The sequence below is a fragment of the Rugamonas apoptosis genome (assembly GCF_014042355.1).
GTDB lineage: Bacteria > Pseudomonadota > Gammaproteobacteria > Burkholderiales > Burkholderiaceae_D > Rugamonas > Rugamonas apoptosis.
This window is the reverse complement of the sequence record NZ_JACEZU010000009.1, coordinates 56,706-82,995: the sequence shown is the minus strand read 5'-3', so window position 1 is coordinate 82,995 and position 26,290 is coordinate 56,706. Positions and strand designations below refer to the sequence as shown.

Here is a 26,290-nt window from a genome sequence, read left to right as displayed (position 1 = left end):
TGAAACTGAACATGACACCAACCACTTTCCTGAAGCTGGCGTTGCTGCTGCCGCTGCTCGGCGCGACCCTGTCGGCGCCGGCGCAGGCCCAGAACATAGGCCAGGCTCCGCTGGGCGAGCCACGGGTGCCGGCCACCCACTCGGTCGAGCAGGCCGACGCCACGCTGGAGCAGGTGGCGCGCGAGCGCGCCGCCGTGCATGCGCGCTACGCGCAGGAAGAGCAAGTCTGCTACGACAAGTTCTTCGTCAACCGCTGCCTGGACCAGGCGCGCGAAAGGCGGCGCGTGGCGTTGTCCGACTTGCGCGCGGTGGAAGTGGAGGCCAGCCATTTCAAGCGCCAGGACTCCGTCAACAAGCGTGACGCCGAGTTGGCCGAGCGGTCCCGCAAGGACGAGGAAGAACAGGCCGCGCGGGCCGCCCAGCCGCGTCCGGTCAAGACCCCGGCCCCGGTTGACGTGGCGCCGTCCGCGCCCAAAGCCGGCCCGTCGCTGGCCGAGCGTCAGGCCGAGCACGACGCGCGCGAACAGCGCCATGAAGCCGACGAAGCGGCCGGCGCCGCCCGGCGCGCCGCCAACGCGGCCGCCTATGAGCGCAAGCAGCAGGAATCGGTCGAGCGCAAAGCAGCCATCGCCAGGAAAAAGCAGGCAGCGGGCGCCAGGCGCGCCGCGCGCGAGGAAGCCGAGCGCAAGAAAGCGGCTGCGGCGGCAGCGGCCGCCGCGTCGGCGCTCAAGCAATAAGTCAGACGGCCCGTTTCAGGCGCTGCACGGTGTAACTGGGTTTTTCCTTGGGTGGCGCGACCAGCTTGATGATGGCCATCGAGCAGTTGTCGCCCTTGCCGGCGGCCCGTTCGATGGCCTTGTTGATCAGCAATTCCGAGGCCTGGCGCGGCGCGTTGCGCGCCAGCGCGGCGGCCAGTTCCAGGTCGGTGAAGTATTGCCACAGGCCGTCAGAGCACAGCAGGAAGGCGTCGCCGGCCTGCAAGCCTTCGTGCCGGCCCACGGTGACGAACGGCGGCTTGAGGTGGTTGCCCAGCACGTTGCTGAGCAGCTTGGAACTGCGGTGTTTCTTGGCCGCCTCCAGCGGCAGCTTGTCGTCGGTGACGAGGTGGTCCACATAGGCCGCGTCGTTGCTGCGGGCAGCGCAGGTCTGGCCGGCGAAGCGGTACAGGCGCGAATCGCCCACGCAAGCCCACACGGCCTGGCGCTGCGGCGTGAGGGCCAGCAACACCAGCGTGCTGTGCGGCTCGCTGCTGGCGGCGATCGGGGTCATCTTGATCACCTCGTGCGCCTCCTGTGCGATGTTGCGCAGCAGTTCTTCCAGGCGTTGCAGGTTGGGTGTGTCGCCCACGCGGAATTCGTCGAACAGGTGTTTGCTGGTCAGCAGCACCTGCTCGGAGGCGATGGGGCCGCCGCTGACGCCGTCGGCCAGCACGGCCAGCACGTAGCCGGGCGCCTGGGCGGCCGTGTACAGGGCCACCCGGTCATTTTGCTGGGCCCGGTTGCCGATATGCTGGGCCGTGCCGGCTTCGATTTTATAGGCGCTCATATCTCACACTGTATCCCGGCTGGGCTAGCCGTGGCGTTCTCTACATCAATTCTGTTGGCGGCTGGGCTGGCGTAGATTAAACTATGCACCGTTACGCGGTTTTGTTGCAAGCATGGTTGTTGGCTAAGCGAAACTATTTGGATTGTATGCGTATCTGCCCGGAACGCACGGAACAATTTGTAACAGAAAACCTCACCATGACTGATGCACAAGAAATACAGCGACGCCTGATAGAACTTGACGTGGAACACCGCGACCTTGACGCGGTGATCGAAATGCTGACGCGGGATGGACACCACGACCAGCTGCAACTGCGGCGCCTGAAAAAGCGTAAACTGCAGCTGAAAGACTATATCACATTGCTGAAAATGCAATTGGTGCCTGACGTCCCGGCCTGACGCCCGACGACTGGCGCCCGCACGCCACCATAAAGCTTATTTTGACCGAACCCCAGTTACCGTCCGCCGCCGCGCCGGCTGAGTCGGACGCGCCCGCCGCGTCTGCCGTGCCCGCGCGCGTATCCGCTGCCGCACCCGCTCCCGCCGCCTCGTCCGCCGTGCCGCACGTACCGGGCCGCCACGATGCCGAGATCGAACGCCTGTTCGGCGCCGGCGGCCCGCTGGGGCCGGCCGTGGGCAGCTATCGCCCGCGCCGTTCGCAGACGGAGATGGCCAAGGCCGTGGCGCAAGCCATCGCCGAGCAGCAGACCCTGATCGCGGAAGCAGGCACCGGCACCGGCAAGACCTTCGCCTACCTGGTGCCGGCCTTGCTGTGGGGGGGCAAGACCATCGTCTCGACCGGCACCAAGAACTTGCAGGATCAATTGTTCCTGCGCGACATCCCCACCGTGCGCGCCGCCTTGCAGGCGCCCGTGTCGGTGGCGCTGCTCAAGGGCCGCTCCAACTACGTATGCCATTACCACCTGGAACGCACGCTGCAGAACGGCCGCATGACCTCGCGCGACGACGTCGGCCATCTGCGTGAAATCTCACGCTTTCTCAAGATGACCAGTTCCGGCGACAAGGCCGAGCTGGCGCGGGTGCCCGAGAATGCCATGATCTGGAACCTGGTCACGTCCACGCGCGAAAACTGCATGGGCGCCGAGTGCCAGTACTACCAGGACTGCTTCGTGATGAAGGCCCGCAAGGAAGCCCAGCAGGCCGACGTGGTGGTGGTTAACCATCACCTGTTCTTTGCCGACGTGGCCTTGAAGGACACGGGCGTGGCCGAGCTGCTGCCGTCGGCCAACACCATCATCTTCGACGAGGCGCACCAGCTGCCCGATACGGCCACGCTGTTCTTCGGTGACACCTTCTCCACCTCGCAAGTGCTGGAACTGTGCCGCGACGTGCTGGCCGAGGGCCTGGCCCACGCGCGCGACGGCGCCGACTGGGGCAAGACCGTGACGGTGGTGGAGAAGGCGGCGCGCGACTTGCGCCTGACCTTCCCGCAAGACATTGTACGCCTGTCGCTGCCCCAGATCGCGCCATCGAGCGACTTCTTCCCGGCCCTGCAAACGCTCAAGGATGAACTCGACGGCCTGATCGCCGTGCTCGACACGCAGGCGATCCGGGCCGAGACGCTGGAACAGTGCCGGGTGCGCGGCGTCGAGCTGGCCCAGCAACTGGCCGCGTGGAAGTACGATCCCAAGGCCAAGGTGGACAAGGGCGAGGAAGCCGTGTTCTGGGTCGAGGCCTACACCATGTCGCTGCAACTGCACAAGACGCCGCTGTCGATCGCGCCCATCTTCAACGGCCAGCGCGAAGGCGTGCCGCGCAGCTGGATCTTCACCTCGGCCACCTTGGCCGTGAAGAACGACTTCAGCCACTTCGCCAACCAGATGGGGCTGACGAACGAGTTGTCGATGTCCTGGCCCAGCCCGTTCAACTACGAACAGCAAGGCATCCTGTACGTGCCGCAAGGCTTGCCCGACCCGAACTCGATCGGCTACACGGACGCCGTGCTGGACAAGGCTTTGCCCGTGATCGAGGCGGCCGGCGGCAAGACCTTCGTGCTGTGCACCACCTTGCGCGCCGTCAAGCGCGCCGCCGAGCGCCTGCGCGATGAATTCGCCAAGCGCCATCTGCCGTTCCCCCTGTTCGTGCAGGGCGACAAGGGCCGCACGGAATTGCTGGACCAGTTCCGCAAGGCCGGTAATGGCGTGCTGATCGGTAGCCAGAGTTTCTGGGAAGGGGTGGACGTGCGGGGTGACGCGCTATCGCTGGTGATCATCGACAAGCTGCCGTTTGCGCCGCCCGACGATCCCGTGCTGGCGGCCCGCATCGAAGTGATGGAAAAGCAGGGCATGAACGGCTTCATGCACCACACCTTGCCGGAAGCGATCATTAACCTCAAGCAGGGCGCCGGCCGCTTGATCCGCGATGAAGGTGACCGTGGCGTGCTGATGTTGTGCGACCCGCGCGTCATTTCCAAACCATACGGACGGCGCATCTGGCAAAGCCTGCCGTCGTTCAAGCGCACGCGCGAGCAGGACGACGTGCTGGCCTTCTTCCGCGACAAGGACGCCCAGCCGGCGCTGCCCGAGGCTTGAGCCGGGATCGCCGCCGGATAAAGCACCGAAGAACCGGGGACCAGGAATCGGGGACGGACCCCAATTTCCGCATAGCGAAAATTGGGGTCCGTCCCCGATTCTTTTGTCCCGTTGTGCGCTTACGCTTCCGGCAAAATCACCACCTTGCCCGTCACCAACCGCGCGGCCATGTCGTTCAGTGCGGCCGCCGTGTCGGCCAGCGGATAGCGGGCCGAGATGTGGGGCTGGATCTTGCCTTCCTTCAGCCAGCCCAGCAGTTGGGTCATGGCGGCCAGGTTGGCCTTCGGTTCGCGCTTGACGAACTCGCCCCAGAACACGCCCATCAGCGACGCGCCTTTCAGCAGCGCCAGGTTCAGCGGCAGGCGCGGAATCTCGCCGTTGGCGAAACCCACCACCAGGTAGCGCCCGCGCCAGGCGATGCTGCGGAACGCCGGTTCCGCGTACACCCCGCCCACCGGGTCGTAGATCACGTCCGGCCCCTTGCCATCCGTGGCGGCCTTGACGGCGTCGCGCCAGTCGTCATTGCTGTAGTTGACCAGCACGTCCGCGCCGTGCGCCTTGCACACCGCCAGCTTGGCGTCGCTGGAGGCGGCCGCGATCACGCGCGCGCCCAGCGCCTTGCCGATGTCGATGGCGGCCAGTCCCACGCCGCCGGCCGCACCCAACACCAGCATGGTTTCACCCGCTTTCAGGCCGGCCCGGTCCACCACCGCGTGGTGCGAGGTGCCGTAGGTGAGGGTGATGGCGGCCGCCGTGTCGAAGTCCATGTCGGCCGGCATAGGCATCAACGCCTGCACCGGCACGGCCAATTGCTGGGCGAAGCCGCCCTGGCCGGCGAACGCGATCACGCGGTCGCCCACTTTATACCCCTGCACGTCGTCGGCCACGGCGCGCACCACGCCCGCCACTTCGCTGCCGGGCGTGAACGGCAGCGCCGGCTTGACCTGGTATTTGCCCTGGATGATGAGCACGTCGGGGAAGTTGACCCCGGCCGCCTTCACGTCCAGCACCACCTGGCCGGGGGCTGGCTGCAAGTCAGGTAATTCCTCCAGGGTGAGGGTGTCGGGCAGTCCCCATGCCTTGCAGACGATGGCTTTCATTATTGTGGTTTCCTCGTTGGTGGGTGGAAATAAAATAGAACGACCGTTAGATTTTTTATTATGCCTCAAATGCGCGACTGTCGTGTGCGGCAGTGCGCCTTTGCGTGTGCGCAAAGTGTGGGGCGGGCGCGGCGCTAGAGTGGGGGCGTCAGTCAGCTCAGGGGAAGAAACGGAGGGGGATGTGATGACGATCCGCTACGGCTGTTTCTTTAGCTACGCGCATGGCCAGCATGCGTACATGAGCAAGTTCAAGAACGATCTGGCCGAGGCGCTCAAGTGCTATCTGGAACCTCATTTCGACTCGGAAAAAGAACTGTTCGTGGACAGTGAGCAATTGGGCGGCGGCGACGACATCGACCAGCGCATCGCGCGCGACGTGCAGGAGCAGGTGCTGGCCGCGCGCATGCGCCTGCTTGGGGCCGAACATGGCGACACGCTGCGCGCCAAGATGGCCCTGGCCGGCATCCTGGCCCAGCTGGATGAACTGGACACGGCCCGCAGCCTGGCCGAACGGGTAGTGCGGGCCCGTTTGCGCCAGCAGGGTCCGGAGCATGCGGACACGCGCCAGGCGCGGGCCCGGCTGGCCGATATCCAGCGCCGGCTGGGCGAGCCGGCCATGGCGGCCCTGTATCAGGAGGCCGGCGTGCCGGAAGAGGGCGGCGCGGACCCGTTGCAGGCGCTCGGCGACCTGGAGTCGACCTTGCTGGGCGCGCGCGAACCGGCGGGCGAGCGGTACCGGCAGGATGCCTTGCTGGCGCTGGAAGGCTGGCTGGCCGCGCCGCGCGGCACGCCTCGCTAGCGGCGGCAGGGGCGGCGGGGATGGTCGTGGGGGCGTATTCGGCAGGCTGGAAATTTATCTGCGCGCCGGTGCCCGGCCATGCGCAGTACGGGCATTGCTTCAGGTAAAATCGGCGTATGAGAATCCTGATCAGTAATGACGACGGCTACCTGGCGCCCGGCATCAACGCCCTGGCCGAGGCGCTGGCGCCCATCGCCGATATCGTGGTGGTGGCACCCGACAGCAACCGTTCCGGCGCATCGAACTCGCTTTCATTGGACCGGCCCCTGTCCGTCCAGCGCGCCGCCAATGGTTTCTATTTTGTTAATGGCACACCCACCGACTGCGTCCACGTGGCGCTGACCGGCATGCTCGATTACCGGCCCGACCTGGTCGTGTCGGGCATCAACAATGGCCCCAACATGGGTGACGACACGCTGTATTCCGGCACGGTGGCGGCGGCCACGGAAGGTTATCTTTTTGGCATCCCCTCGATCGCGTTTTCCCAGGGCTCGTATGGCTGGGAACACGTGGAGGACGCGGCCCGCCATGCGCGCGACATCATTCAGCGCTACGGCGCCACGTTGCCCAGTCCCTACCTGCTCAACGTCAACATCCCGAACCGGCCATACGAACAATTGAACAAGGTGGTGGCCACCCGGCTGGGCCGGCGCCACCAGGCTGAACCGGTGATCAAGGCCTTCGATCCGCGCGGCAAGGAAATATTCTGGATCGGACCGCCCGGCGCCACCCGCGACGCCGGCGAGGGCACGGATTTCCATGCCTGCGCCCAAGGCTGGACGTCGATGACGCCGCTGCAGATCGATCTGACCCACAAGAGCCAGCTCGACGTGCTGGCATCGGGCCTGGCATGAACGACAAACCCCGCACTTTCCCCTTACCCCTGTCCTCGGTGGTCGATGCGGGCGGCAAGAAGCCGGTCGTGCGGGGACCGGTCGCCACGCCGCAGACGGCGACCCAGAACGCGGCCCTGAACGCCGCCCAGCATGCCAGCCGGGGCGGTGCGCCCGCCCAATCGCTGTACCAGGCCGGCCGCGCCGTCGCCTCGCCGTCCAAATCGCACCGCGAGGCGCTGGAGCGGGCCGTGCAGGCCGCCGCCCCCGCGCCGCGCGGCAATCCGCTGGTGTCGGACGCCGTGCGGCGCGCCATGGTGGAGCGGGTGGCCAAGCAGGGCGTGCAGGATGGCGTGGTGCTGGCCGCGCTCGATACCGTGCCGCGCCACCTGTTCATGGAGGAGGGCCTGGCGGCCCAGGCCTATATCGACGCCTCGCTGCCGATCGGCCACCACCAGACCATTTCCCAGCCCTACATCGTGGCGCGCATGATAGAAGTGATGCGCAACGGGGGCGAACTCAAGCGGGTGCTGGAGATCGGCACCGGCTGCGGTTACCAGGCGGCCGTGCTGTCTTGCGTGGCGCGCGAGGTGTGGTCGATCGAGCGCATCAAGCCCCTGCACGAGCTGGCCAAGGCCAATTTGCGGCCGCTGCGCGTGCCGAACCTGCGTTTGCACTATGGAGATGGTATGCTAGGCTTGCCGCAGGCCGCGCCATTTGACGGTATCATTCTGGCCGCGGCGGGCCTGGAAGTGCCGCGCGCGCTGCTGGAACAGCTGGCCATCGGCGGCCGGCTGGTGGCGCCCGTGGGCGCCCGCGCCCAGCACCTGGAACTGATCACGCGCACGGCCAAGGCCGAGTGGGTCAGCACCACGCTGGAAGATTGCCATTTCGTGCCGTTGCGCCCAGGCACCGTCTAAGTACGGTATGTGCCGGCGCCGCGCCAACCACCGGGCGACACACTGCCCTGAGTACCGAATACACAGATTAAGATGAGAATGACGAATAAAAGTTCCCTGTTAGTTGCGACCCTGACGCTCGCCCTGCTGAGCGCCTGTACCACCACCCCCAACCAGGCGCCGGTGGTCGAACGCATGCCCGGCGCGCCCCAATCCAAACCTGTCACCCCCAGCGAGGAAGCGCAGAAAGAACGCGACGAACGGGGCTTGTACACGGTCAGGAAAGGCGACACCCTGATCCGCATCGCGCTGGAACACGGCCAGAGTTACCGCGACATCGCGACCTGGAACAACCTGGCCAACCCGGACGATATCAAGGTCGACCAGGTGCTGCGCGTGCAGCCGCCCGACAGCGCCGCCGTGCAAACTTCGGCCGTGGCGATGCCGCCTGACACCAAGGCGCCGCCGGCCGCGCCCGTCCCCCGCAAGACCGGGCCCAAGGGCGACAAACGGCCTTACACGGACGCCACCCTGGCCGAACTGCAAAAGGCCGACGGCGTGGCGCCCGAGCGTGCCGAGCGCACCGAGGTGGCGCTGGTCAAGCCGGCCTCGCTGCCGCAGCCGGCCGCGCCCGCCGTGCCGGCGCTGGGCGCCGATGACGAAAAACTGAGCTGGATGTGGCCGGCCGACGGTAAAGTGGTGGCCAGTTTCGACGAAGGCAAGAACAAGGGCGTGGACATCGCCGGCCGTGCCGGACAGCAAGTCGTGGCGGCCGGCGCGGGAAAAGTCATGTATGCCGGCAGCGGCATCCGTGGTTATGGTAATCTCGTCATTGTGAAGCACAGTAACAGCCTGTTGTCGGCCTATGCCCACAACCGCAGCATCGTGGTGAAGGAGGGCCAGAGTGTGAACAAGGGACAAGTGATTGCCGAGATGGGCGATTCGGATGCTGATGCCGTCAAGCTGCACTTTGAAATCCGGCAGCAGGGCAAACCGGTCGATCCGTCCAAATTCCTGCCTAACCGTTAGCGTACCGTTATGACACACACGCCGCACGACCCGCTGGAAGACGACCCGGCGCCGGATGAATTTCCGGACGAGCCGGGCGACGACATCGCCGTCGACGCGATCGACCATGGTGATGGCCCGGCCGATGGCGAGGCGGCCGTGGAAGTGGGCACGGTGCTGGAAAGTGTCGACGAACTCAAGAAGGTGCTGGCGGCCGAGCTGTCGACCGACACCACCCAGCACTACCTGAACCAGATCGGCACCCGCCCCCTGCTGACGGCGCCACAGGAAGTGCATTTCGCCACCCTGGCCAAGCAGGGCGATTTCAGCGCCCGCCAGACCATGATCGAGCATAACCTGCGCCTCGTGGTGTCGATCGCCAAGCACTACATCAACCGCGGCGTGGTGCTGCTCGACATGATCGAGGAAGGCAACATCGGCCTGATGCGGGCCATCGACAAGTTCGAGCCGGAGCGCGGTTTCCGCTTCTCCACTTACGCCACCTGGTGGATACGCCAGAGCATCGAACGCGCCATCATGAACCAGGCCCGCACGGTGCGATTGCCGGTGCACATGGTGCGCGAGCTGAACCAGATCCTGCGCGGCAAATACCACCTGGAGGCGCGCCACCACAACGGCAAGGACGCGACCGCAGAGGACATCGCGGAACTGGTGGGCCGGCCGGTGGAGGAGGTGCAGGACATCCTGGCCCTGTCCGAACACGCCACCTCGCTGGACGCGCCGCTCGACAACGACCCCCAGTCCTCGCTGATGGACATGCTGCCCGGCGACAGCGAGGACAGCCCCGACGCCCGCGCCGAACACCATGAAATGACGGTGCTGGTGCGCGACTGGCTCACCAAGCTGCCCGACAAGCAGCGCATCGTCATCATGCGCCGCTTCGGCCTGGATAACGACGATCCGGCCACACTGGAAACCCTGGCCGAGGAAATGGGCGTCACCCGCGAACGGGTGCGCCAGATCCAGCAGGAAGCACTGGTCAAGCTGAAACGGGCCATGGCCGCCCGCGGCGTGGTGCGCGACTCCCTCCTGTAAGCGACGGCCGCAACATGACCGCGGCGTCATTGCGGCTGCTGGCCGCGCAGGCCCACGGTCTTCGCCGCCGTGCCGCGCTGCGCTCATTTTGCAACGGCCTGCCGGCCCGCCGGCGCAGCGTCCCGGCCCCGCTTTCTGCTATCATACGGCCCGCCCTGGCGTCCCGCCGGCCGGCCTGTGCCTCCCTCATTGATTGAACGTTATGCAAGAAAATATCATCGACATCAAATCGCTCGACATGGACGCCCGTGGCGTCGGCCACATCGACAATGAAGACGGCTCGCCGGGCAAGGTGGTGTTTGTCGAAGGCGCGCTGCCGGGTGAGCGGGTCAGCTTCGAGACGTTCAAGAAAAAGAAAAACTGGGAAGCGGCCCGCATGACGGCCCTGCACAAGGAATCGTCGCTGCGGGTCAAACCCAAGTGCGTGCATTTCGATAACTGCGGCGGCTGCTCGATGCAGCACCTGGAGCCGTCGGCCCAGGTCGCCATCAAGCAGCGCGTGCTGGAAGATAACCTGTGGCATATCGGCAAGGTCAAACCGCTGACCGTGATGCGCCCCATGTACGGTCCCACCTGGGGTTACCGCTACCGCGCCCGCCTGTCGGTGCGCCATGTGGCCAAGAAGAACGCGGTGCTGGTCGGCTTCCACGAAAAGAAATCCGTGTTCGTGGCCGACATGAGCAGCTGCCAGATCCTGCCGCCGCACGTGTCGGACATGCTGCTGCCGCTGCGCGCACTGATCGGCTCGCTGTCGCTGTACAACCAGGTGCCGCAGATCGAAGTGGCGGTGGGCGAGGACGTGACGGCGCTGGTGCTGCGCATCATGGCGCCGCTGACGGCCGACGATGAAGTCAAGCTGAAAGCGTTCGCCGACCAGTACCAGATCCAGTTCTGGCTGCAGACCAAGGGCCCGGACACGGCCGCTCCCTACTACCCGCTGGACCGCGAACTGCACTACCTGCTGCCTGAATTCGGCGTGCGCATGCCGTTCAAGCCGGTCGACTTTACCCAGGTCAACCACCACATCAACCGGGTGCTGGTGCACAAGGCGCTGGGCCTGCTGGACGTGCAGGCGGAAGACCGCGTGGCCGATCTGTTCTGCGGACTGGGCAACTTCACGCTGCCGCTGGCCACCCAGGGCCGCGAAGTGGTGGGCATCGAAGGCAGCACCAGCCTGACGGAGCGTGCGCTCGACAACGCCAAGGCCAACGGCCTGTCGGCCAAGACCTCATTCTCGACCCGCAACCTGTTCGAAGTGACGGTGGAAGACCTGATCGCGCTGGGCAAGTTCGACCGCATGCTGATCGACCCGCCGCGCGACGGCGCCATGGCCGTCAGCGAAGCGCTGGGCGCGCTGCGCGCAGTGCGCCCCGACCTGCTGCCCAAGCGCATCGTTTATGTGTCGTGCAGCCCGTCCACGCTGGCGCGCGACGCCAGCGTGCTGGTCAACCAGGCCGGCTACACGCTGAGCAAGGCCGGCGTGGTCAACATGTTCCCCCACACCTCGCACGTGGAATCGATGGCGGTGTTCGACCTCGTTTGAGCCGACACGCCTAGGGTGTTGGCGGTTAAAGATTGTATCCAAAAAAGAGACGATTGACTCTCTTTGTGATACATTCGGATTATGCTTGCCAACTTCCTCCTTGGTCCATTACGCACCCGTGTGCTGTCGGCCCTGCTTTTGCATCCTGACACCGCCTTTCATGTCAGGGAACTGGCGCGCCGGCTTGATGCATTGCCAGGTAGTATCAATCGGGAATTGAACAAGCTCGCCGACGCCGGTATCCTGTCTCGGCAGCATGTAGGCAATCAGGTGCATTATCGCGCCAATCTTGACTGTCCCGTGCATGCGGAGCTTGCCGGTCTGCTGCTCAAGACTACGGGCATGGCCACCGTTCTGACCGAGGCGCTGCAACCCTTGGCCGCCCGCATCCAGTGTGCGCTGGTGTTTGGCTCGGTGGCGCGTGGTGAGGCGAGTGCGCATTCAGACCTGGATGTGCTGGTCTTGGGGGACATCGCGTTTGCCGAAGTGGTCGAAGCCTTGCATCCGGCACAGGAAGTAGTGCAGCGGGAAATCAATCCGGTGGTCTATCGTACGGATGACTTTTGCGCCAAGCTCGCATCGGGCAACACATGGGCGCGTGAAGTGGTCGAGCAGCCTCAGCTCTTTTTGATCGGGAGCGCAGATGACTTTGCAAAACTTGTTGGCGACCCAGAGTCTCATCGCGTTCAGCGCCCGGCGTGAAGATATTCAACGTCTTCTGACTGCTGCGGAACGCAATTTGCATGACGCGAGCATCACGGCCATCAGTGATGAAAATCGCTTCGACGCGGCCTACAAATGCATCATGCAGTGCGCGATGGCAGCACTGTGGGCCAACGGCTATCGCACTTCCACGACGCCCACTGCGGTGGAGGAGTGCCAACGACAGGCGCGTGGGCTTCTGGGACTGGTCAAGTCGTGGCTCAAGGAGAATCGGCCGGACTTCTGCTAGTTGTTGCCACCAGCCGCTGTTCGCGATGCGCGACGTCGCTTTTGTAATGGCTTTTTTATAATTTTATTGACAGCCGCAGGCGCCTTTGTAACACTGGCTCATCCCCCTCATTCCTGAAGCATGCGCCAGGCCGCCCGTGTTCGTGCACCGACAGCTCGGTGCTGCGACACCCACTGGAGCCGGCATGCCTGTCCTGCGTCGTATTCTCGCTTTGATGTTGTTATGCTGCGCGGCCTTGTCGCTGCCCCTGGCCGCGCTGGCGGCGCCGGGTGTGCTGTCGTTTTCGCCCGGCGGCGCGGCCAAGGCCGTGCGCCAGGTGCAGGTGCGCTTCAATACGCAGATGGTGGCATTTGGCGACCTGGCCCTGGCCGACCCGTTCACCATCGATTGCCCCGAAGCGGGCAGCGGCCGCTGGATCGACGGCGCCAACTGGAGCTACGATTTCGCGCGCGACCTGCCGGGTGGCGTGGCCTGCCGCTTCACGCTCAAGCCCGGCCTGAAGAACCTGGCCGGCCAGCCGCTGGCCGACAGCGCGCCGTTCGGCTTCAACACGGGCGGCCCGGCCATCGTGCAGGCCATGCCGCGCGAGGGCAGTATGGTGGTCGACGAACAGCAGGTGTTCGTGCTGGGCCTGGACGCGCTGCCGCGTGAGGAGACGGTGACCGAGCATGCATGGTGCCGCGCCGACGGCATCAACGAGCGCATTCCCGTGCGTGTGCTGGCCGGCGCCGAGCGCGATCAGATCCTGGCCCAGCGCAAGGATTTCACGGAACGCTATTTGTCGCTGTACTTCCGCGCCCGTGGCGTGGTGTGGCGCGCCACCACGGGCGTGCGCAGCAAGCGGTTGGAGCAGTTGCCCATCGTGGTCCTGCAATGCAAACGCCGTTTGCCGGCCGATGCGCGTGTGGCGCTGGTGTGGGGCGCGGGCATCGCGGCCGACAGCGGCGTCGCCAACACGCAGGACCAGACCTTGAGCTACAAGACGCGGCCCGACTTCACGGCCCGCTTCAGCTGCGAACGTTTGCAGCCCAAGGGCGGCTGCATCCCGTTCCTGCCGGTGCGGCTGGACTTCTCCGCACCCGTGCGCATGGCCGACGCGCTGGCCGTGCGTCTGACGGGGCCGGGCGGCAAGAGCTATAGCGCCGCTGTCGACAAGGAGCAGAAGAAGGCAGAATACGTCAGCAACGTCACCATCGCCGGACCGTTCCCTGAGCAGAGCAAGTTGATGCTGTCGCTGCCGCCCGCGTTGAAGGACGATGCCGGCCGCTCCCTGCTGAACCAGGGCCGCTTCCCACTCGCCGTGCGGATGGATGCGCAACCACCGCTGGTCAAGTTCCCGGCCCGCTTCGGCATTATCGAAGCGCGTGGCGACCATATGCTGCCGGTCACGGTGCGCAACGTGGAGCCCGTGCTGGCGGGGAATGTGGCGCGGGTCGAAGGCGCCCCCGCCAAAGACGCAACCGCCAAGGACGCCACCGTCAAGGGCGCCATGCTGCGCGTGGCCGACCAGCAGGACCAGCAGGTGATGGATTGGCTCAAACGTCTGTCCTACGGCAACGACAGCTGGGAACCTGGCGAGCTGTATGCGAGAGACATGCCGCGCGCATTGCTGGGTGGTGACAAGGACGCGACCGTGGACCATTTCACGCTGCCCAAGCCGGGCGGCAAGCGTGCCTTTGAAGTGGTGGGCATCCCGCTGCGCAAGCCCGGTTTCTATGTGGTGGAACTGGCCAGCCCCAAACTGGGGGAGGCGCTCAACGCCAAGCCATCGCCGGCCTACGTCAGCGCGGCGGCACTGGTGACCAACCTGGTGGCGCACTTCAAGCATGGCGCCAGTTCATCGCTGGTGTGGGTGACCTCGCTCGACAAGGGGCAACCGGTGGCCGGCGCGCAGGTGGCGGTGCGCGACTGCGCCGGCAAGTTGCTGTGGCAAGGCACGTCCAACGCGCAGGGCGTGGCCAGCATCGCGCAGGAATTGGCTCTGTCGTCCTGCCGCGGCAACGACGGCTATTTCGTCAGCGCCCGCAGCGGTGGCGACATGACGTTCACGCTGTCGAACTGGAACCGCGGCATCGAGACCTGGCGCTTCAACGTGCCCACCGACGACTTCGAGGCCGACAACATCATCGCCGCCACCGTGTTCGACCGGACCTTATTGCGGGCCGGCGAAACGGTGCACATGAAGCACTTCCTGCGCCGCCACGTGGAGCAGGGCATCCGTTATGTGCGGGCCAGCGACGAGCCGCGCACCAGCAACCGCGATTGGCGCGCCCGCCGCCTGGGCGTGCAGGACCGCGCCGCGCTGCCGGAGAAAATGTTCGTCATCCATGAAGGCAGCGAGCAGAAATACGAACTGCCGCTGCGCTGGAACGCCAACGGCACGGCCGCCAACGAGTGGGTGATTCCGGCCGACGCCAAGCAGGGCTGGTATGAAATCATGCTGGGCGGGCAGAGCGCGGGGCGCTTCCGTGTCGAACAGTTCCGCGTGCCGACCATGAAAGCCATTTTGCAGGGACCGAAGACGCCGGCCGTGCAGGCGAGCAGCGTGGACCTGGATGTGCAGCTCAGCTACCTGTCCGGTGGCGGCGCCGGTGGCGCGGCCGTCAAGTTGCGCACCATGGTGCAACCCAAGAGCGTACAGTTCGATGATTATGGCGATTTCACCTTCAGCGCCGGCGACGTCCGCGTGGGCAAGGAGGACGATGCGCCCGTGTTCGATGAGGATGAAGGCGGCTACGATGAAAGCGGCGACCAGTCTGCATCGCCAGCGGCGGCGCGCACGCGCGAGCTGACGCTGGACCGGGCCGGCGGCGCCCGCGTGGCGCTGGATGGGCTGACGCCATCGCCCGTACCGCGCCAGCTGGTGGCAGAAATGTCCTACCAGGACGCCAACGGCGAAACGCTGACCGCGTCCACCGGCATCGCACTGTGGCCATCGGCCTATGTGATCGGCATCCAGCCCGACGGCTGGGTGATGAGCCGCGCCGCGCTCAAGTTCCAGGTGGTGGTGCTGGACCTGCAGGGCAAACCGGTGGCCGACGCCCCCGTCAACGTGGACTACTTCCAGCGCGAGAACTACTCGCACCGGCGGCGTTTGATCGGCGGCTTCTACGCCTACGAGAACAGCAGCGAGATCAAGGCACTGGGCGCCGCCTGCGAAGGCAGGACCGACAGCAAGGGCCTGCTCATTTGCGAGGTCAAGGCGCCCGCGGCGGGCAACCTGATCCTGCGTGCCCGTACCCGCGACGGCGCCGGCCACGAAGCCGTGACCAACCGCGAAACCTGGGTGGCCGACGGCGACGACTGGTGGTTCAAGGCCACTGACAACGACCGCATCGACCTGCTGCCCGAAAAGAAGCGCTATGAGCCGGGCGACACGGCCAGCTTCCAGTTGCGCATGCCGTTCCGCGCCGCCACCGCGCTGGTGACGGTGGAGCGCGAAGGTGTGATCGACACCTATGTGCGCCAGTTGTCGGGCAGCGCGCCCGTGTTCACGATTCCCGTCAAGCCGCAGTACGCGCCCAACGTCTATGTGTCGGCGCTGGTGGTGCGCGGGCGCGTAGCCGGTGTGCAGCCGACGGCGCTGGTGGACCTGGGCAAGCCGGCCTACAAGCTGGGGATCACGCCGCTGCGGGTGGGCTGGTCGGCCAATGAACTCAAGGTGCAGGTTCGTGCCGACAAGCCGGTGTACAAGATCCGCGAGCGGGCCACGGTGGCCGTCAAGGTCACCCGCGCCGACGGCAAACCCGCGCCGGCCGGCGCCGAGGTGGCGCTGGCGGCCGTGGACGTGGGCTTGCTGGAGCTGATGCCCAATGCCAGCTGGGAACTGCTGGAAGCGATGATGGGCCAGCGCAGTTTGCAGGTGCAGACGGCGACGGCGCAGATGCAGGTGGTGGGCAAGCGCCACTTCGGCCGCAAGGCGGTGCCGGCCGGCGGCGGCGGCGGCAAGGGCGCGGGCCGGGAATTGTTCGATACGCTGCTGTTCTGGAAGGCGCGCGTGACGCTGGACGCCAACGGCGAGGCCACGGTGCAGGTGCCGCTGAATGACTCGCTGACGGCGTTCCGCATCGTCGCCGTGGCCAGCGCCGACGCCGACCTGTTCGGCACCGGGCGCACGGAGGTGCGCAGCACGCAGGATCTGATCCTGTTATCCGGCCTGCCTGCGCTGGTACGGGAAGGCGACAAGTTCCACGCCGGCTTCACGCTGCGCAACACGACGGAAGGCGAAGTGCAGGTGGACCTGGGCGCCAGCGTGGGCGGCAAGGCGCTGGCGCCGCAAAAGCTGGCGCTGGCGGCCGGCCAGGCGCGCGAGATCGGCTGGGATTACCAGGCGCCGGCTGGCGCCGAGGAATTGCAATGGGACGTGAGCGCGGGGGTCCACGGCAACGACGGTGCCGTCGCCGTCGCTGGTTCGGCCGACCGCCTGCGCGTGCGGCAGAAGGTGGTGCCGGCTGTGCCGGTGCGCACGGTGCAGGCCACGCTGCTGCAACTGGAGAAAACCAACAATATGACGGTGCGGCTGCCGGCGGGCGCCATTCCCGGCCGCGGCGGGGTGCAGGCCACGTTCAGCGCGCGGCTGGGCAACGAGCTGCCCGGTGTGCGCGAGTACATGCGCAGCTATCCCTACACCTGTTTGGAGCAGCGGGCGTCGCGCGCCATCGCCTTGCAGGACCGTGACCGTTGGCAAACGCTGGTGGCCACACTGCAGGCGCACATGGACGCCGATGGCCTGCTCAAGTATTTCCCGATCATGGACCAGGGCAGCGACAGCCTGACGGCCTACGTGTTGTCGGCGGCCGACGAGGCGGCGTATGAGATCCCGCCGGAACTCAAGTCGCGCATGGAGGAGGGCTTGCTGGGCTTCGTCCAGGGCAAGGTGATCCGGGGTTCCGCGCTGCGCACGGCCGATCTGGCGGTGCGCAAGCTGGCCGCGCTGGAAGCGTTGTCGCGCAGCCGTCCGGTGGAGGCGCGGGAACTGGAGTCGTTCACGCTGGCGCCGGATCTGTGGCCCACCTCCGCCGTCATCGACTGGTATCTGATCCTGCAACGCAGCGCCGGACTGCCCCACCACGCCGAGCGGATGGCGCACGTGCAGCAGGTGTTGCGCACGCGCCTGAACCTGCAAGGCACGACCATGGGCTTTTCCACTGAACGCAACGACGACTGGTGGTGGCTGATGGCCTCGCCCGACGCCAACGCCAACCGCCTGCTGCTGGCCGTGAGGGACGACCCGTCCTGGCAGGCGGACATGGGCCGGCTGGCGCGCGGCGCGCTGGGACGGCAGCTGCAAGGCCACTGGCGCACCACGGTGGCCAACACCTGGGGGGTGCTGGCGTTCGAGAAATTCACCCGCAAGTTCGAGGCGGTACCGGTGACGGGTATCAGCAGCGCGTCGCTGGCCGAATCGAGCAAGAGCATCGCCTTCGATAAAACCGTCGCCGGCGGCAGCGCCATGCTGCCCTGGCCGCGCGGGGAAGGGCAGCTGCAACTGGAACATGCGGGCAAGGGCAAGCCGTGGGTGACGGTGCAAAGCCTGGCCGCCATCCCGCTGCAAAAACCGCAATCGAGCGGCTATACCATCAGCCGCACGGTCACGGCCATCGAGCGCAAGGTGCCTGGCGTATGGTCGCGCGGCGACGTGTACCGGGTGCACCTGGACCTGGAGGCGCAGGCTGACATGACCTGGGTGGTGGTGGATGATCCGATACCGGCCGGCGCCAGTGTGCTGGGCACGGGATTGGGGCGCGATTCCAAAATACTGAGTGGTGGCGAACAGCGTACCGGCTGGACCTGGCCCGCGTTCGAGGAGCGCAGCTTCGAGGCATTCAGGGCTTATTACGCCTTCATCCCGAAAGGCAAATGGAGCGTCGAGTACACGGTGCGCTTGAATAATGCGGGCCAGTTCGTGTTGCCGCCCACGCGGGTGGAAGCCATGTACAGTCCCGAGATGTTCGGGCAGTCGCCCAACGCGGTGCTGGGAGTGCAGTGATGGGCAGAGAAGTAACCGTCGCCTTGCTGCTGGCGGCGCTGATGCTGGCAGGCGCGCCGGCGGTGGCCGCGCCGGATGGCGTATCGGCCATCCCCACGCCAGAGCAGGTGCGGGCCGCCTATCTGCCGTCGGATGCGCAACTGCTGGACCGCCACGGCCAGCCGGTGCAATCGTTGCGCGTCAATTTGAAGGTGCGGCGCCTGCCGTGGGTGGCGCTGGAAGACATCTCACCGAGTTTGCCGGGCGCCGTACTGCAGGCCGAGGACCAGCGTTTTTACCAGCACGACGGCGTCGACCTGAAGGCCATCGGCAAGGCGGCCTGGGACAACCTGTGGCGCAAGCGCGCGCGTGGCGCCTCCACCATCACCATGCAGCTGGCCGCGCAGCTGGACCCGGCCATGCGGGGCGGGGCGGCAGGCCGCAGCTGGGGCCAGAAATGGGACCAGGCGATGGCCGCCCGCCAGCTTGAAGCCGGGTGGAGCAAGCCGCAGATCCTGGAAGCGTACCTGAACCTGGTGTCGTTCCGGGGCGAGCTGCAAGGGGTGGGCGCGGCAGCGCGCGGCCTGTTCGGCAAGGCGCCATCGGGGCTCAATCAAAGCGAAGCCGTGATCCTGGCCAGCCTGCTGCGCGCGCCGGAGGCGCCGGCACGGCAAGTGGCCAGCCGCGCATGCGCGTTGGCGCGCGAGCTGCGCATGGCCGACAGCTGCGCCGCCATCGAGCAGGGCACGGTGCTGGCGCTGGGCCGCCCGCTGCTGGCATCGCCGCTGCCGCCGGCGCCGCAGGTGGCGCGCCAGTTGCTGAGGGAGGGGGGGGGGGCCGTGCGCAGCACGCTCGATGGCGACCTGCAACGCTACGCCCAGGCCGCGCTGCGCCAGCAGTTGATGGCGCTGCGCACGCGCAACGTGAACGATGGCGCCGTCGTCGTGCTCGACAACGCCAGCGGCGACATCCTGGCCTATGTCGGCAACGCGGGCGGCAGCGATGTCGATGGCGTGACGGCGCTGCGCCAGGCCGGCTCCACGCTTAAGCCTTTCCTGTACCAACTGGCGCTGGAGCGGCGCCTGATCACGGCCGCGTCGTTGCTGGAGGATAGCCAGATCGATATTTCCACCCCGTCCGGCCTGTACATCCCGCAGAACTACGACAAGGAATTCAAGGGTTATGTGAGCGCCCGCACCAGCCTGGCCAGTTCGCTCAACGTGCCGGCCGTGCGCACCTTGCTGATGACGGGGCTGGACCGGTTTTACGAGCGCCTGCATGTACTGGGGCTGGACAGCCTGACGGAAGGCGCCGAATACTACGGCTACTCGCTGGCCCTCGGCTCGGCCGAAGTGAGTCTGCTGGAGTTGAGTAACGCCTACCGCACGCTGGCCAGCGGTGGCTTGCAAGGGACGGTCGGTCTGCTGCCCCGGCCACCGCAGGTGCGCGGCCGCGTGCTCGACGCCGGCGCCACCTTTATCGTCAGCGACATGCTGGCCGACCGCGCCGCCCGCAGCGTGACCTTCGGCCTGAAGAACGAACTGGCCACCACCGTCTGGAGCGCCGTCAAGACCGGCACCAGCAAGGACATGCGCGACAACTGGTGCCTCGGTTATACGGAGCGCTATACGGTGGGTGTCTGGGTCGGCAATTTCGATGGGCAGTCGATGTGGGACGTGTCTGGCGTCAGCGGCGCCGCGCCCGTGTGGCGCGACGTGATCGACTATCTGCACCAGCATGAGCCCAGCCGCGCCCCGGCCGCGCCGGCCGGCGTGCTGCGGCGCCAGATCGCGTTCCAGCCCGCGCTGGAAGCCCCGCGCGCCGAATGGTTCCTGGCCGGGACGGAATCGCCGGTGGTGGCGCTGCTGGACGATGGGCGCCGGGCGCCGCGCATCCTGTATCCGGGCCAGTCCAGCATCATCGCCATCGACCCCGATATTCCCGACGCCAGCCAGCGCGTCACCTTCCAGGCCCAGGCCGGGCAGGGCTTGCAATGGCGGCTGGACGGCGCCTTGCTGGGGCAGGCCGGCGCCGACTACGCCTGGCGCCCCGTGGCCGGCCCGCACCTGCTGGCGCTGGTCGACGCCGATGCCCGCGTGATCGCCGAAACCCGCTTCCACGTGCGCTAATCAAGGGGAGTTCCGCGCTATTGTGTTACGTCCCCAATTTCTCAAATGGGGACGTAACACAATTTACGGGCTCGAAAAAAAAGCCGGCGCGAGGCCGGCTTTGGGAGGAAAGCTTTTTCGCTCAGTCGCGGTTGCCGCCGAAGATGCCCAGCAGCGACAGCAGGTTGACGAAGATGTTGTACACGTCCAGGTAAATGGCCAGGGTGGCGCGGATGTAGTTGGTCTCGCCGCCGTTCACGATCTGCTGCACGTCATACAGGATGTAAGCCGAGAAGATGGCGATCGCGATCACGGAGATGGTGATGGCCAGCGCCGGCAAGCCCAGGAAGATGTTGGCCAGCGAGGCGATGATCATCACGATCACGCCGGCGAACAGCCACTTGCCCAGACCCGAGAAGTCGCGCTTCGATACGGTGGCCACGCTGGCCATCACGGCGAATACGCTGGCCGTGCCGCCGAACGCGGTCATGATCAGGAAGCCGCCGTTGGCATAGCCGAGCGTGCGCGACAGGATAGGCGTGAGCATCAGCCCCATGAAGAAGGTGAAGCCGAGCAGCAGGGCCACGCCCAGGCCGCTGTCCTTGTTACGCTCGATGCCCCAGATGAAGCCGAACGCGATCCCCAGGAACAGCAGCGCGCCCAGGCCGCCGCCCAGCATCGGCACATGGAAGGCCACGCCGATAAAGGCGCCCAGCACGGTCGGCACCATCGACAGCGCCAACAGCCAGTAGGTGTTGCGCAGTACGTTGTGGCGGACCGCCTGGCTGCTGCCGGCATAGTCATAGATGTTTTGCATTTGGTTCATAGTGCCTCCAATTCATTGGTGTTCAGATAACGACCTGATAAAAGCATAGCACGCCGGGGCAAAAACGCGCAAAATCGCCCTCGGTTGACGCTTAAACCTGGCTTAAACCGGGCTTGGACAGGGCCGGGCCCGGTCCGCGCCGCCGTTTTGCCTCGCAATATCCGATATATGGGGTGTTCTATGGTAAAATCAAAGGTTGATTGAGTTATCAATACTTGTTTTAAACCTTTCTTTTTATTGGAGTTTTTTAAATGGCAATCGAACGCACCCTGTCGATCATCAAACCAGACGCAGTTGCTAAAAACGTCATCGGCCAAATCTACAGCCGTTTCGAAGGCGCTGGCCTGAAAATCGTCGCTTCGCGCATGACCCAACTGTCGCGCGCCGACGCTGAAGGCTTCTACGCTGCGCACAAAGAGCGCGGTTTCTTCAAGGATCTGGTGGACTTCATGGTTTCCGGTCCTGTCATGATCCAAGTGCTGGAAGGCGAAAACGCCGTCCTGGCACACCGCGACCTGATGGGCGCCACCGATCCGAAGAAAGCTGAAAAAGGCACCATCCGTGCTGATTTCGCTGAGTCGATCGATGCCAACGCCGTGCACGGTTCGGACGCTGTCGAAGCCGCCGCTGTGGAAATCGCTTACTTCTTCCCAGCACTGAACGTGTACTCGCGTTAATTGACGCCTGGCGCGCGCCGCGTGCGGCGCCGCCGCTGATGTACCCCGTTCCCGCTCCGGCGGGGACGGATTGATTGGAATTGCATTGAATAAGATTATGGATACGACCCTCACCAACTTGCTGGACCTGGATCCCGCGCAGCTCATCGCCTATTGCGCCGAGTTGGGAGAGAAGCCGTTCCGCGCCAAACAATTGCAGCGCTGGATACACCAGTTCGGCGCCGCTGATTTTGACTCGATGACGGACCTGGCCAAGTCGCTGCGCGACAAGCTCAAGACGCGCGCCGAAGTGCGCGCCCCGGCCGTCATCAGCGACCACACCTCGACCGACGGCACCCGCAAGTGGCTGGTGGACGTGGGTAACGGCAACGCTGTGGAAACCGTGTTCATCCCGGAAGAAAACCGCGGCACGCTGTGCATCTCGACCCAGGCCGGCTGCGCCGTCAACTGCCGTTTCTGCTCCACGGGCAAGCAGGGCTTCAGCCGCAACCTGACCGTGGGCGAGATTATCGGCCAGCTGTGGATGGCCGAATTCGAACTGCGCCGCACCAAGGGCATCGAGCCCGGCCCCAAAGGCGAACGCCAGATCACCAACGTGGTGATGATGGGCATGGGCGAGCCGCTGCTGAACTTCGAACCGACCGTCACCGCCCTCAAGCTGATGCTGGACGATAACGCCTACGGCCTGTCGCGCCGCCGGGTCACCTTGTCGACCTCCGGCGTGGTGCCGATGATGGACAAGCTGTCGCAGGAAGTGCCGGTGGCGCTGGCCGTGTCGCTGCACGCGTCGAACGATCCGCTGCGCGATGGCCTGGTGCCGCTGAATAAGAAATACCCGTTGAAGGAGCTGCTGGCCGCCTGCAAGCGCTATCTGGAATTTGCGCCGCGCGACTTCATCACCTTTGAATACTGCATGCTCGACGGTTTCAACGATACCGACGAACATGCACGCGAGCTGGTGGCCCTGGTGCAGGACCGCCAGCACGGCGTGAACTGCAAGTTCAACCTGATTCCGTTCAACCCCTTCCCGGAATCGGGCCTGTTCCGCTCGAAGAATCCCCGCATCAAGGCCTTCGCCCAGATCCTGATGGACGCCGGCATCGTCACCACCATCCGCAAGACGCGCGGCGACGATATCGACGCCGCCTGCGGCCAGTTGGCCGGCGAAGTGCAGGACCGCACCCGGGTCCAGGAGCGGATGGAAAAAATGGCCGAATACCAGCAGAAGTTCGGCGCCAACTTCGGCAAGATCGTGGAGATCCGTTCCTGATGCCACCCCTGGTCCGCCGCCGCCGTCCGTTGCTGTCCGCCCTGGTGCTGGCGGCGACGCTGGCTGGCTGTGCCGCCGGTCCGGGCAACAGCGGCAAGGAGGAATTGCAGACCGCGTCGGATGAGACTTCGGCCCAGCGCCGCGCCAGTATCCGCATGCAGCTGGCGGTGGGCTACTACGAGCAGGGCCAGTACCCCGTGGCGCTGGATCAGGTCAAGCTGGCGCTGGCGGCCGATCCCCAGTACGTGGACGCCTTTGGCATGCGCGCGCTGATCTACATGGCCATGGGAGAGACGGCGCTGGCCGAGGACAATTTTGTCCACGCCCTCAAACTGGCGCCGCGCAATCCCGAGCTGGCCAATAATTACGGCTCGTTCCTGTGCGAGCACGGCCGTGTGCCCGAGGCGCTCAAGCATTTCGAGCAAGCCTTGGCCAACCCGGCCTATCCGTCGCCGGACAAGGCGCTGAACAATGCCGGGTCCTGCGCGCTGAAGATCAAGGACTATGCGGTGGCGGAGAAATATCTGCTGCGCGCCTTGCAGCTCACGCCCGACCTGGCCGCGACCAACGCCAACCTGGCGCAGGTCTACTACGCGCGGGGCGATTATCCCCGTGCCGGTTTTTTCATTACCCGGCTGGGCAAGTTAGCAAAGATGGAGAGCATGACGGCCGATGTGCTGTGGCTCGCGATTAAGGTGCAGCATAAGCTTGGCGACAAGGATGCGGAGGCTGGCTGGGCGACGCAATTGCGGCGCCACCACGCCGGTTCGGTCGAGTATGCTGCGTATCAACGTGGGGCGTTTGATGAATGAAACAGGGGTACCAATGAATTCAGAGTGGGCTGAACCGCCAAAAGACCAGGGCAGCAACCTGGCCACGCCCGGAGTACAACTGGCCGCCGCCCGCGAAGCGGCTGGCTGGACGATCGAACAGATAGCCGATCAACTGAAACTGGCGCCGCGCCAGGTGGTCGCGCTGGAAAAGGGCGACTACGCGTCGCTGCCCAATATGGCCGTGGTGCGCGGTTTCGTGCGCGCCTACGCCAAAGTGCTGAAGATAGACGCCACGCCGCTGGTGGCCATGATCGAAGTGGTCTCGCCCACCAGCCATGAAGCCGCGCCGCCGCGCCGCGAGCGCTCGCCCACCTTCTCCGAGTCGCGCTTCCCGTCGCTGACGGAACGCTCGTCCAAGCCGGCCGGCTGGATGATCGGTGCTGGCGTGGCCGTGGTGCTGGCCGCCGCCGGCGCCTACGCTTACCACGCCGGGCTGATCGCGCCCGGCATGCTGGGGCGGGCCAAGGATGGCGCACCGGCCGCCGCGCCGGCTGTGGCCGAGAAAGCGCCGGAAGTGGCGCCGATCGAAACCACGCTGGTCAAGCCAGGCCAGGAAACGGCGCCCGTCCAGTCGCCATCCGTGCCGCTGATTTCCGTGCCGCCGCAAGGTGGCGCGCCGGCCGCCGGTTCGCCCGGTGCTGGCGCCGCTGCCGGCACGCCGGCACCCGTGACGCCGCCAGCCACCGCGCCGGCTCCGGTGGCCGCCGTCGGTGCGCCTGCCGCGCCAGCAGCCGCACCGGCCGCGGCGCCTGCGCCGGCCGCCGCCAGCGGTAACGCGCTGGTGTTGAAAGTGAACCAGGACTCGTGGATCGAAATCCGCCGTCCCGGCAAGTCGCCGCTCATTTCGCGCCTGGTCAAGGCTGGCGCGACGGAGACGTTCGATATCGCCGATCCAGCCCTGCTCATCGTCGGCAAGCCGTCCGGCGTGGAAGCGACGCTGGGCGGCGCGCCACTGGCGCTGCCCGCCGTGGCGGGCGGCACGATCTCGCGCGTGAACATCAAGTAATCCCGTCTTACCGAACACAATCAGAACACCCATGTCTACTCTCCAAACAGCCATTCCTTCCGGCCCCAGCCCGCGCCGCGCCAGCCGCAGCGTGCTGGTGGCGCACGGCACCCGCCAGGTGTGGGTTGGCGGCGACGCGCCCGTGGTGGTGCAGTCGATGACCAACACCGACACGGCCGACGTGATCGCCACCGCGATCCAGATCAAGGACCTGGCCCGCGCCGGTTCCGAACTGGTGCGCCTGACGGTGGACAAGCCGGAAGCGGCGGCCGCCGTGCCCTACATCCGCGAACAGCTCGACAAGATGGAGGTCGACGTGCCGCTGGTGGGCGACTTCCATTACAACGGCCACACGCTGTTGAACGAATATCCCGAGTGCGCCAAGGCGCTGGCCAAGTACCGCATCAATCCCGGCAACGTGGGCAAGGGCGCCAAGCGCGACAGCCAGTTCGCCCAGATGATCGAGGTGGCGGCCCGCTACGACAAGCCGGTGCGCATCGGCGTCAACTGGGGCAGCCTGGATCAGGCCCTGCTGGCGCGCATCATGGACGAAAACGCCGGCCGTGCCGAGCCGTGGAGCGCGCAGGCCGTGATGTATGAGGCGCTGATCACCTCCGCCATCGAGAACGCCGTACGGGCCGAGGAACTGGGCCTGGGCCGCGACAAGATCATCCTGTCGTGCAAAGTCTCGGGCGTGCAGGATTTGATCGCCGTGTACCGCGAGCTGGCGCGCCGTTGCGACTACCCGCTGCACCTGGGCCTGACCGAGGCTGGCATGGGCAGCAAGGGCATCGTGGCCTCGACGGCCGCGCTGTCGGTGCTGCTGCAAGAGGGCATCGGCGACACGATCCGCATCTCGCTCACGCCTGAACCGGGCGGCGACCGTGCCAAAGAAGTGGTGGTGGGCCAGGAGATTTTGCAGACCATGGGCCTGCGCAAGTTCACGCCGATGGTGATCGCTTGCCCCGGCTGCGGCCGCACCACCTCCACCACCTTCCAGGAACTGGCTGACAACATCCAGACCTTCCTGCGCGAGCAGATGCCGGAGTGGAAAAAGACCTATCCGGGCGTGGAGGCGATGAACGTGGCCGTGATGGGCTGCATCGTCAACGGCCCTGGCGAATCGAAGCACGCCAACATCGGCATCAGCCTGCCCGGCACGGGCGAATCGCCGGCCGCGCCGGTGTTCGTCGACGGCCAGAAAGTGGCCACGCTGCGCGGTGAACGCATCGTCGAAGAATTCCAGACCATCGTATTGAATTACGTGCAGACCAATTACGGCAAGACCGTGGCTGCCTAAGCTAGAGAAGATCGCA

The 26,290-nt window shown here is 65.8% G+C and carries 21 protein-coding genes; 18 read left to right on the top strand and 3 right to left on the bottom strand.

Translation table 11 applies throughout. The features are described from left to right. Nucleotides 1–11 precede the first annotated feature (11 nt). On the top strand, nt 12–737 hold the full coding sequence (locus H3H39_RS18350; protein WP_182155186.1) for a hypothetical protein: 726 nt from the start codon (nt 12–14) through the stop codon (nt 735–737). 1 nt (nt 738) lies between these two features. Here H3H39_RS18350 and H3H39_RS18345 read toward each other — a convergent pair whose 3' ends face one another. After that, entirely contained in the window at nt 739–1,545 is an 807-nt protein-coding gene (locus H3H39_RS18345) for a PP2C family protein-serine/threonine phosphatase (protein WP_182155184.1), read from the bottom strand. A gap of 197 nt (nt 1,546–1,742) precedes the next feature. Between H3H39_RS18345 and H3H39_RS18340 the strand changes: the two genes are divergently transcribed. Continuing rightward, entirely contained in the window at nt 1,743–1,943 is a 201-nt protein-coding gene (locus H3H39_RS18340) for a YdcH family protein (protein WP_182155475.1), read from the top strand. Between the two features lie 107 nt (nt 1,944–2,050). Further along, nucleotides 2,051–4,096 carry a DNA repair helicase YoaA gene (gene yoaA / locus H3H39_RS18335; RefSeq protein WP_375540445.1) on the top strand — a complete coding sequence of 682 codons (2,046 nt, stop codon included), beginning with the start codon at nt 2,051–2,053 and terminating at the stop codon, nt 4,094–4,096. A gap of 119 nt (nt 4,097–4,215) precedes the next feature. On the opposite strand, the gene H3H39_RS18330 is transcribed toward yoaA, so the two are convergent. Beyond that, nucleotides 4,216–5,196, bottom strand: coding sequence for an NADPH:quinone oxidoreductase family protein (locus H3H39_RS18330; protein WP_182155182.1), 981 nt, complete (start codon nt 5,194–5,196; stop codon nt 4,216–4,218). 184 nt (nt 5,197–5,380) lie between these two features. Here H3H39_RS18330 and H3H39_RS18325 point away from each other — a divergent pair, with 184 nt between their 5' ends. From H3H39_RS18325 to pbpC, 10 genes are all read left to right on the top strand, one after another. Then, nucleotides 5,381–5,995: a tetratricopeptide repeat protein gene (locus H3H39_RS18325; protein ID WP_182155180.1), complete on the top strand. Its 615-nt coding sequence runs from the start codon at nt 5,381–5,383 to the stop codon at nt 5,993–5,995. A gap of 116 nt (nt 5,996–6,111) precedes the next feature. After that, the gene (surE, locus tag H3H39_RS18320; RefSeq protein ID WP_182155178.1) at nt 6,112–6,849 is read left to right on the top strand and encodes a 5'/3'-nucleotidase SurE; all 738 of its coding nucleotides are present in this window, start codon (nt 6,112–6,114) and stop codon (nt 6,847–6,849) included. Then, nucleotides 6,846–7,748 (top strand): protein-L-isoaspartate(D-aspartate) O-methyltransferase, encoded by a 903-nt coding sequence (locus H3H39_RS18315; RefSeq protein ID WP_182155176.1) that lies wholly within the window; start codon nt 6,846–6,848, stop codon nt 7,746–7,748. Before surE ends, H3H39_RS18315 begins: the two co-directional genes overlap by 4 nt. 78 nt (nt 7,749–7,826) lie before the next feature. After that, on the top strand, nt 7,827–8,756 hold the full coding sequence (locus H3H39_RS18310; RefSeq protein WP_182155174.1) for a peptidoglycan DD-metalloendopeptidase family protein: 930 nt from the start codon (nt 7,827–7,829) through the stop codon (nt 8,754–8,756). A gap of 9 nt (nt 8,757–8,765) precedes the next feature. After that, complete coding sequence (gene rpoS, locus H3H39_RS18305) at nt 8,766–9,791, top strand: RNA polymerase sigma factor RpoS (protein WP_182155172.1); 1,026 nt, start codon at nt 8,766–8,768, stop codon at nt 9,789–9,791. A gap of 202 nt (nt 9,792–9,993) precedes the next feature. Beyond that, the gene (rlmD, locus tag H3H39_RS18300) at nt 9,994–11,334 is read left to right on the top strand and encodes a 23S rRNA (uracil(1939)-C(5))-methyltransferase RlmD (protein WP_182155171.1); all 1,341 of its coding nucleotides are present in this window, start codon (nt 9,994–9,996) and stop codon (nt 11,332–11,334) included. An 81-nt stretch (nt 11,335–11,415) separates the two neighbouring features. After that, the gene (locus H3H39_RS18295; RefSeq protein WP_182155170.1) at nt 11,416–12,036 is read left to right on the top strand and encodes a nucleotidyltransferase domain-containing protein; all 621 of its coding nucleotides are present in this window, start codon (nt 11,416–11,418) and stop codon (nt 12,034–12,036) included. Then, entirely contained in the window at nt 11,978–12,286 is a 309-nt protein-coding gene (locus H3H39_RS18290; protein WP_182155169.1) for a hypothetical protein, read from the top strand. The genes H3H39_RS18295 and H3H39_RS18290 overlap by 59 nt, the downstream gene beginning before the upstream one ends. 184 nt (nt 12,287–12,470) lie before the next feature. Next, nucleotides 12,471–18,275, top strand: a complete 5,805-nt coding sequence (locus H3H39_RS18285; protein ID WP_182155168.1) for an alpha-2-macroglobulin family protein — start codon at nt 12,471–12,473, stop codon at nt 18,273–18,275. Then, on the top strand, nt 18,275–20,383 hold the full coding sequence (gene pbpC, locus H3H39_RS18280; protein ID WP_182155167.1) for a penicillin-binding protein 1C: 2,109 nt from the start codon (nt 18,275–18,277) through the stop codon (nt 20,381–20,383). Before H3H39_RS18285 ends, pbpC begins: the two co-directional genes overlap by 1 nt. Nucleotides 20,384–20,504: 121 nt before the next feature. Here pbpC and H3H39_RS18275 read toward each other — a convergent pair whose 3' ends face one another. Beyond that, nucleotides 20,505–21,188, bottom strand: coding sequence for a Bax inhibitor-1/YccA family protein (locus tag H3H39_RS18275; RefSeq protein WP_182155166.1), 684 nt, complete (start codon nt 21,186–21,188; stop codon nt 20,505–20,507). 251 nt (nt 21,189–21,439) lie between these two features. On the opposite strand from H3H39_RS18275, the gene ndk reads away from it, so the two are divergent. The 5 genes from ndk (at nt 21,440) to ispG (ending at nt 26,274) form a co-directional block, all read left to right on the top strand. After that, nucleotides 21,440–21,865, top strand: a complete 426-nt coding sequence (ndk, locus tag H3H39_RS18270) for a nucleoside-diphosphate kinase (protein WP_182155165.1) — start codon at nt 21,440–21,442, stop codon at nt 21,863–21,865. Between the two features lie 97 nt (nt 21,866–21,962). After that, a complete protein-coding gene (gene rlmN, locus H3H39_RS18265) occupies nt 21,963–23,135 on the top strand; it encodes a dual-specificity RNA methyltransferase RlmN (RefSeq protein WP_182155164.1) in 1,173 nt (390 codons plus the stop codon). Further along, entirely contained in the window at nt 23,135–23,947 is an 813-nt protein-coding gene (pilW, locus tag H3H39_RS18260) for a type IV pilus biogenesis/stability protein PilW (protein ID WP_182155162.1), read from the top strand. Before rlmN ends, pilW begins: the two co-directional genes overlap by 1 nt. 13 nt (nt 23,948–23,960) lie before the next feature. Beyond that, complete coding sequence (locus H3H39_RS18255) at nt 23,961–24,974, top strand: helix-turn-helix domain-containing protein (protein ID WP_182155160.1); 1,014 nt, start codon at nt 23,961–23,963, stop codon at nt 24,972–24,974. Nucleotides 24,975–25,005: 31 nt separating this feature from the next. Beyond that, entirely contained in the window at nt 25,006–26,274 is a 1,269-nt protein-coding gene (gene ispG, locus H3H39_RS18250) for a flavodoxin-dependent (E)-4-hydroxy-3-methylbut-2-enyl-diphosphate synthase (RefSeq protein WP_182155158.1), read from the top strand. The last annotated feature ends 16 nt before the right edge of the window (nt 26,275–26,290 follow it).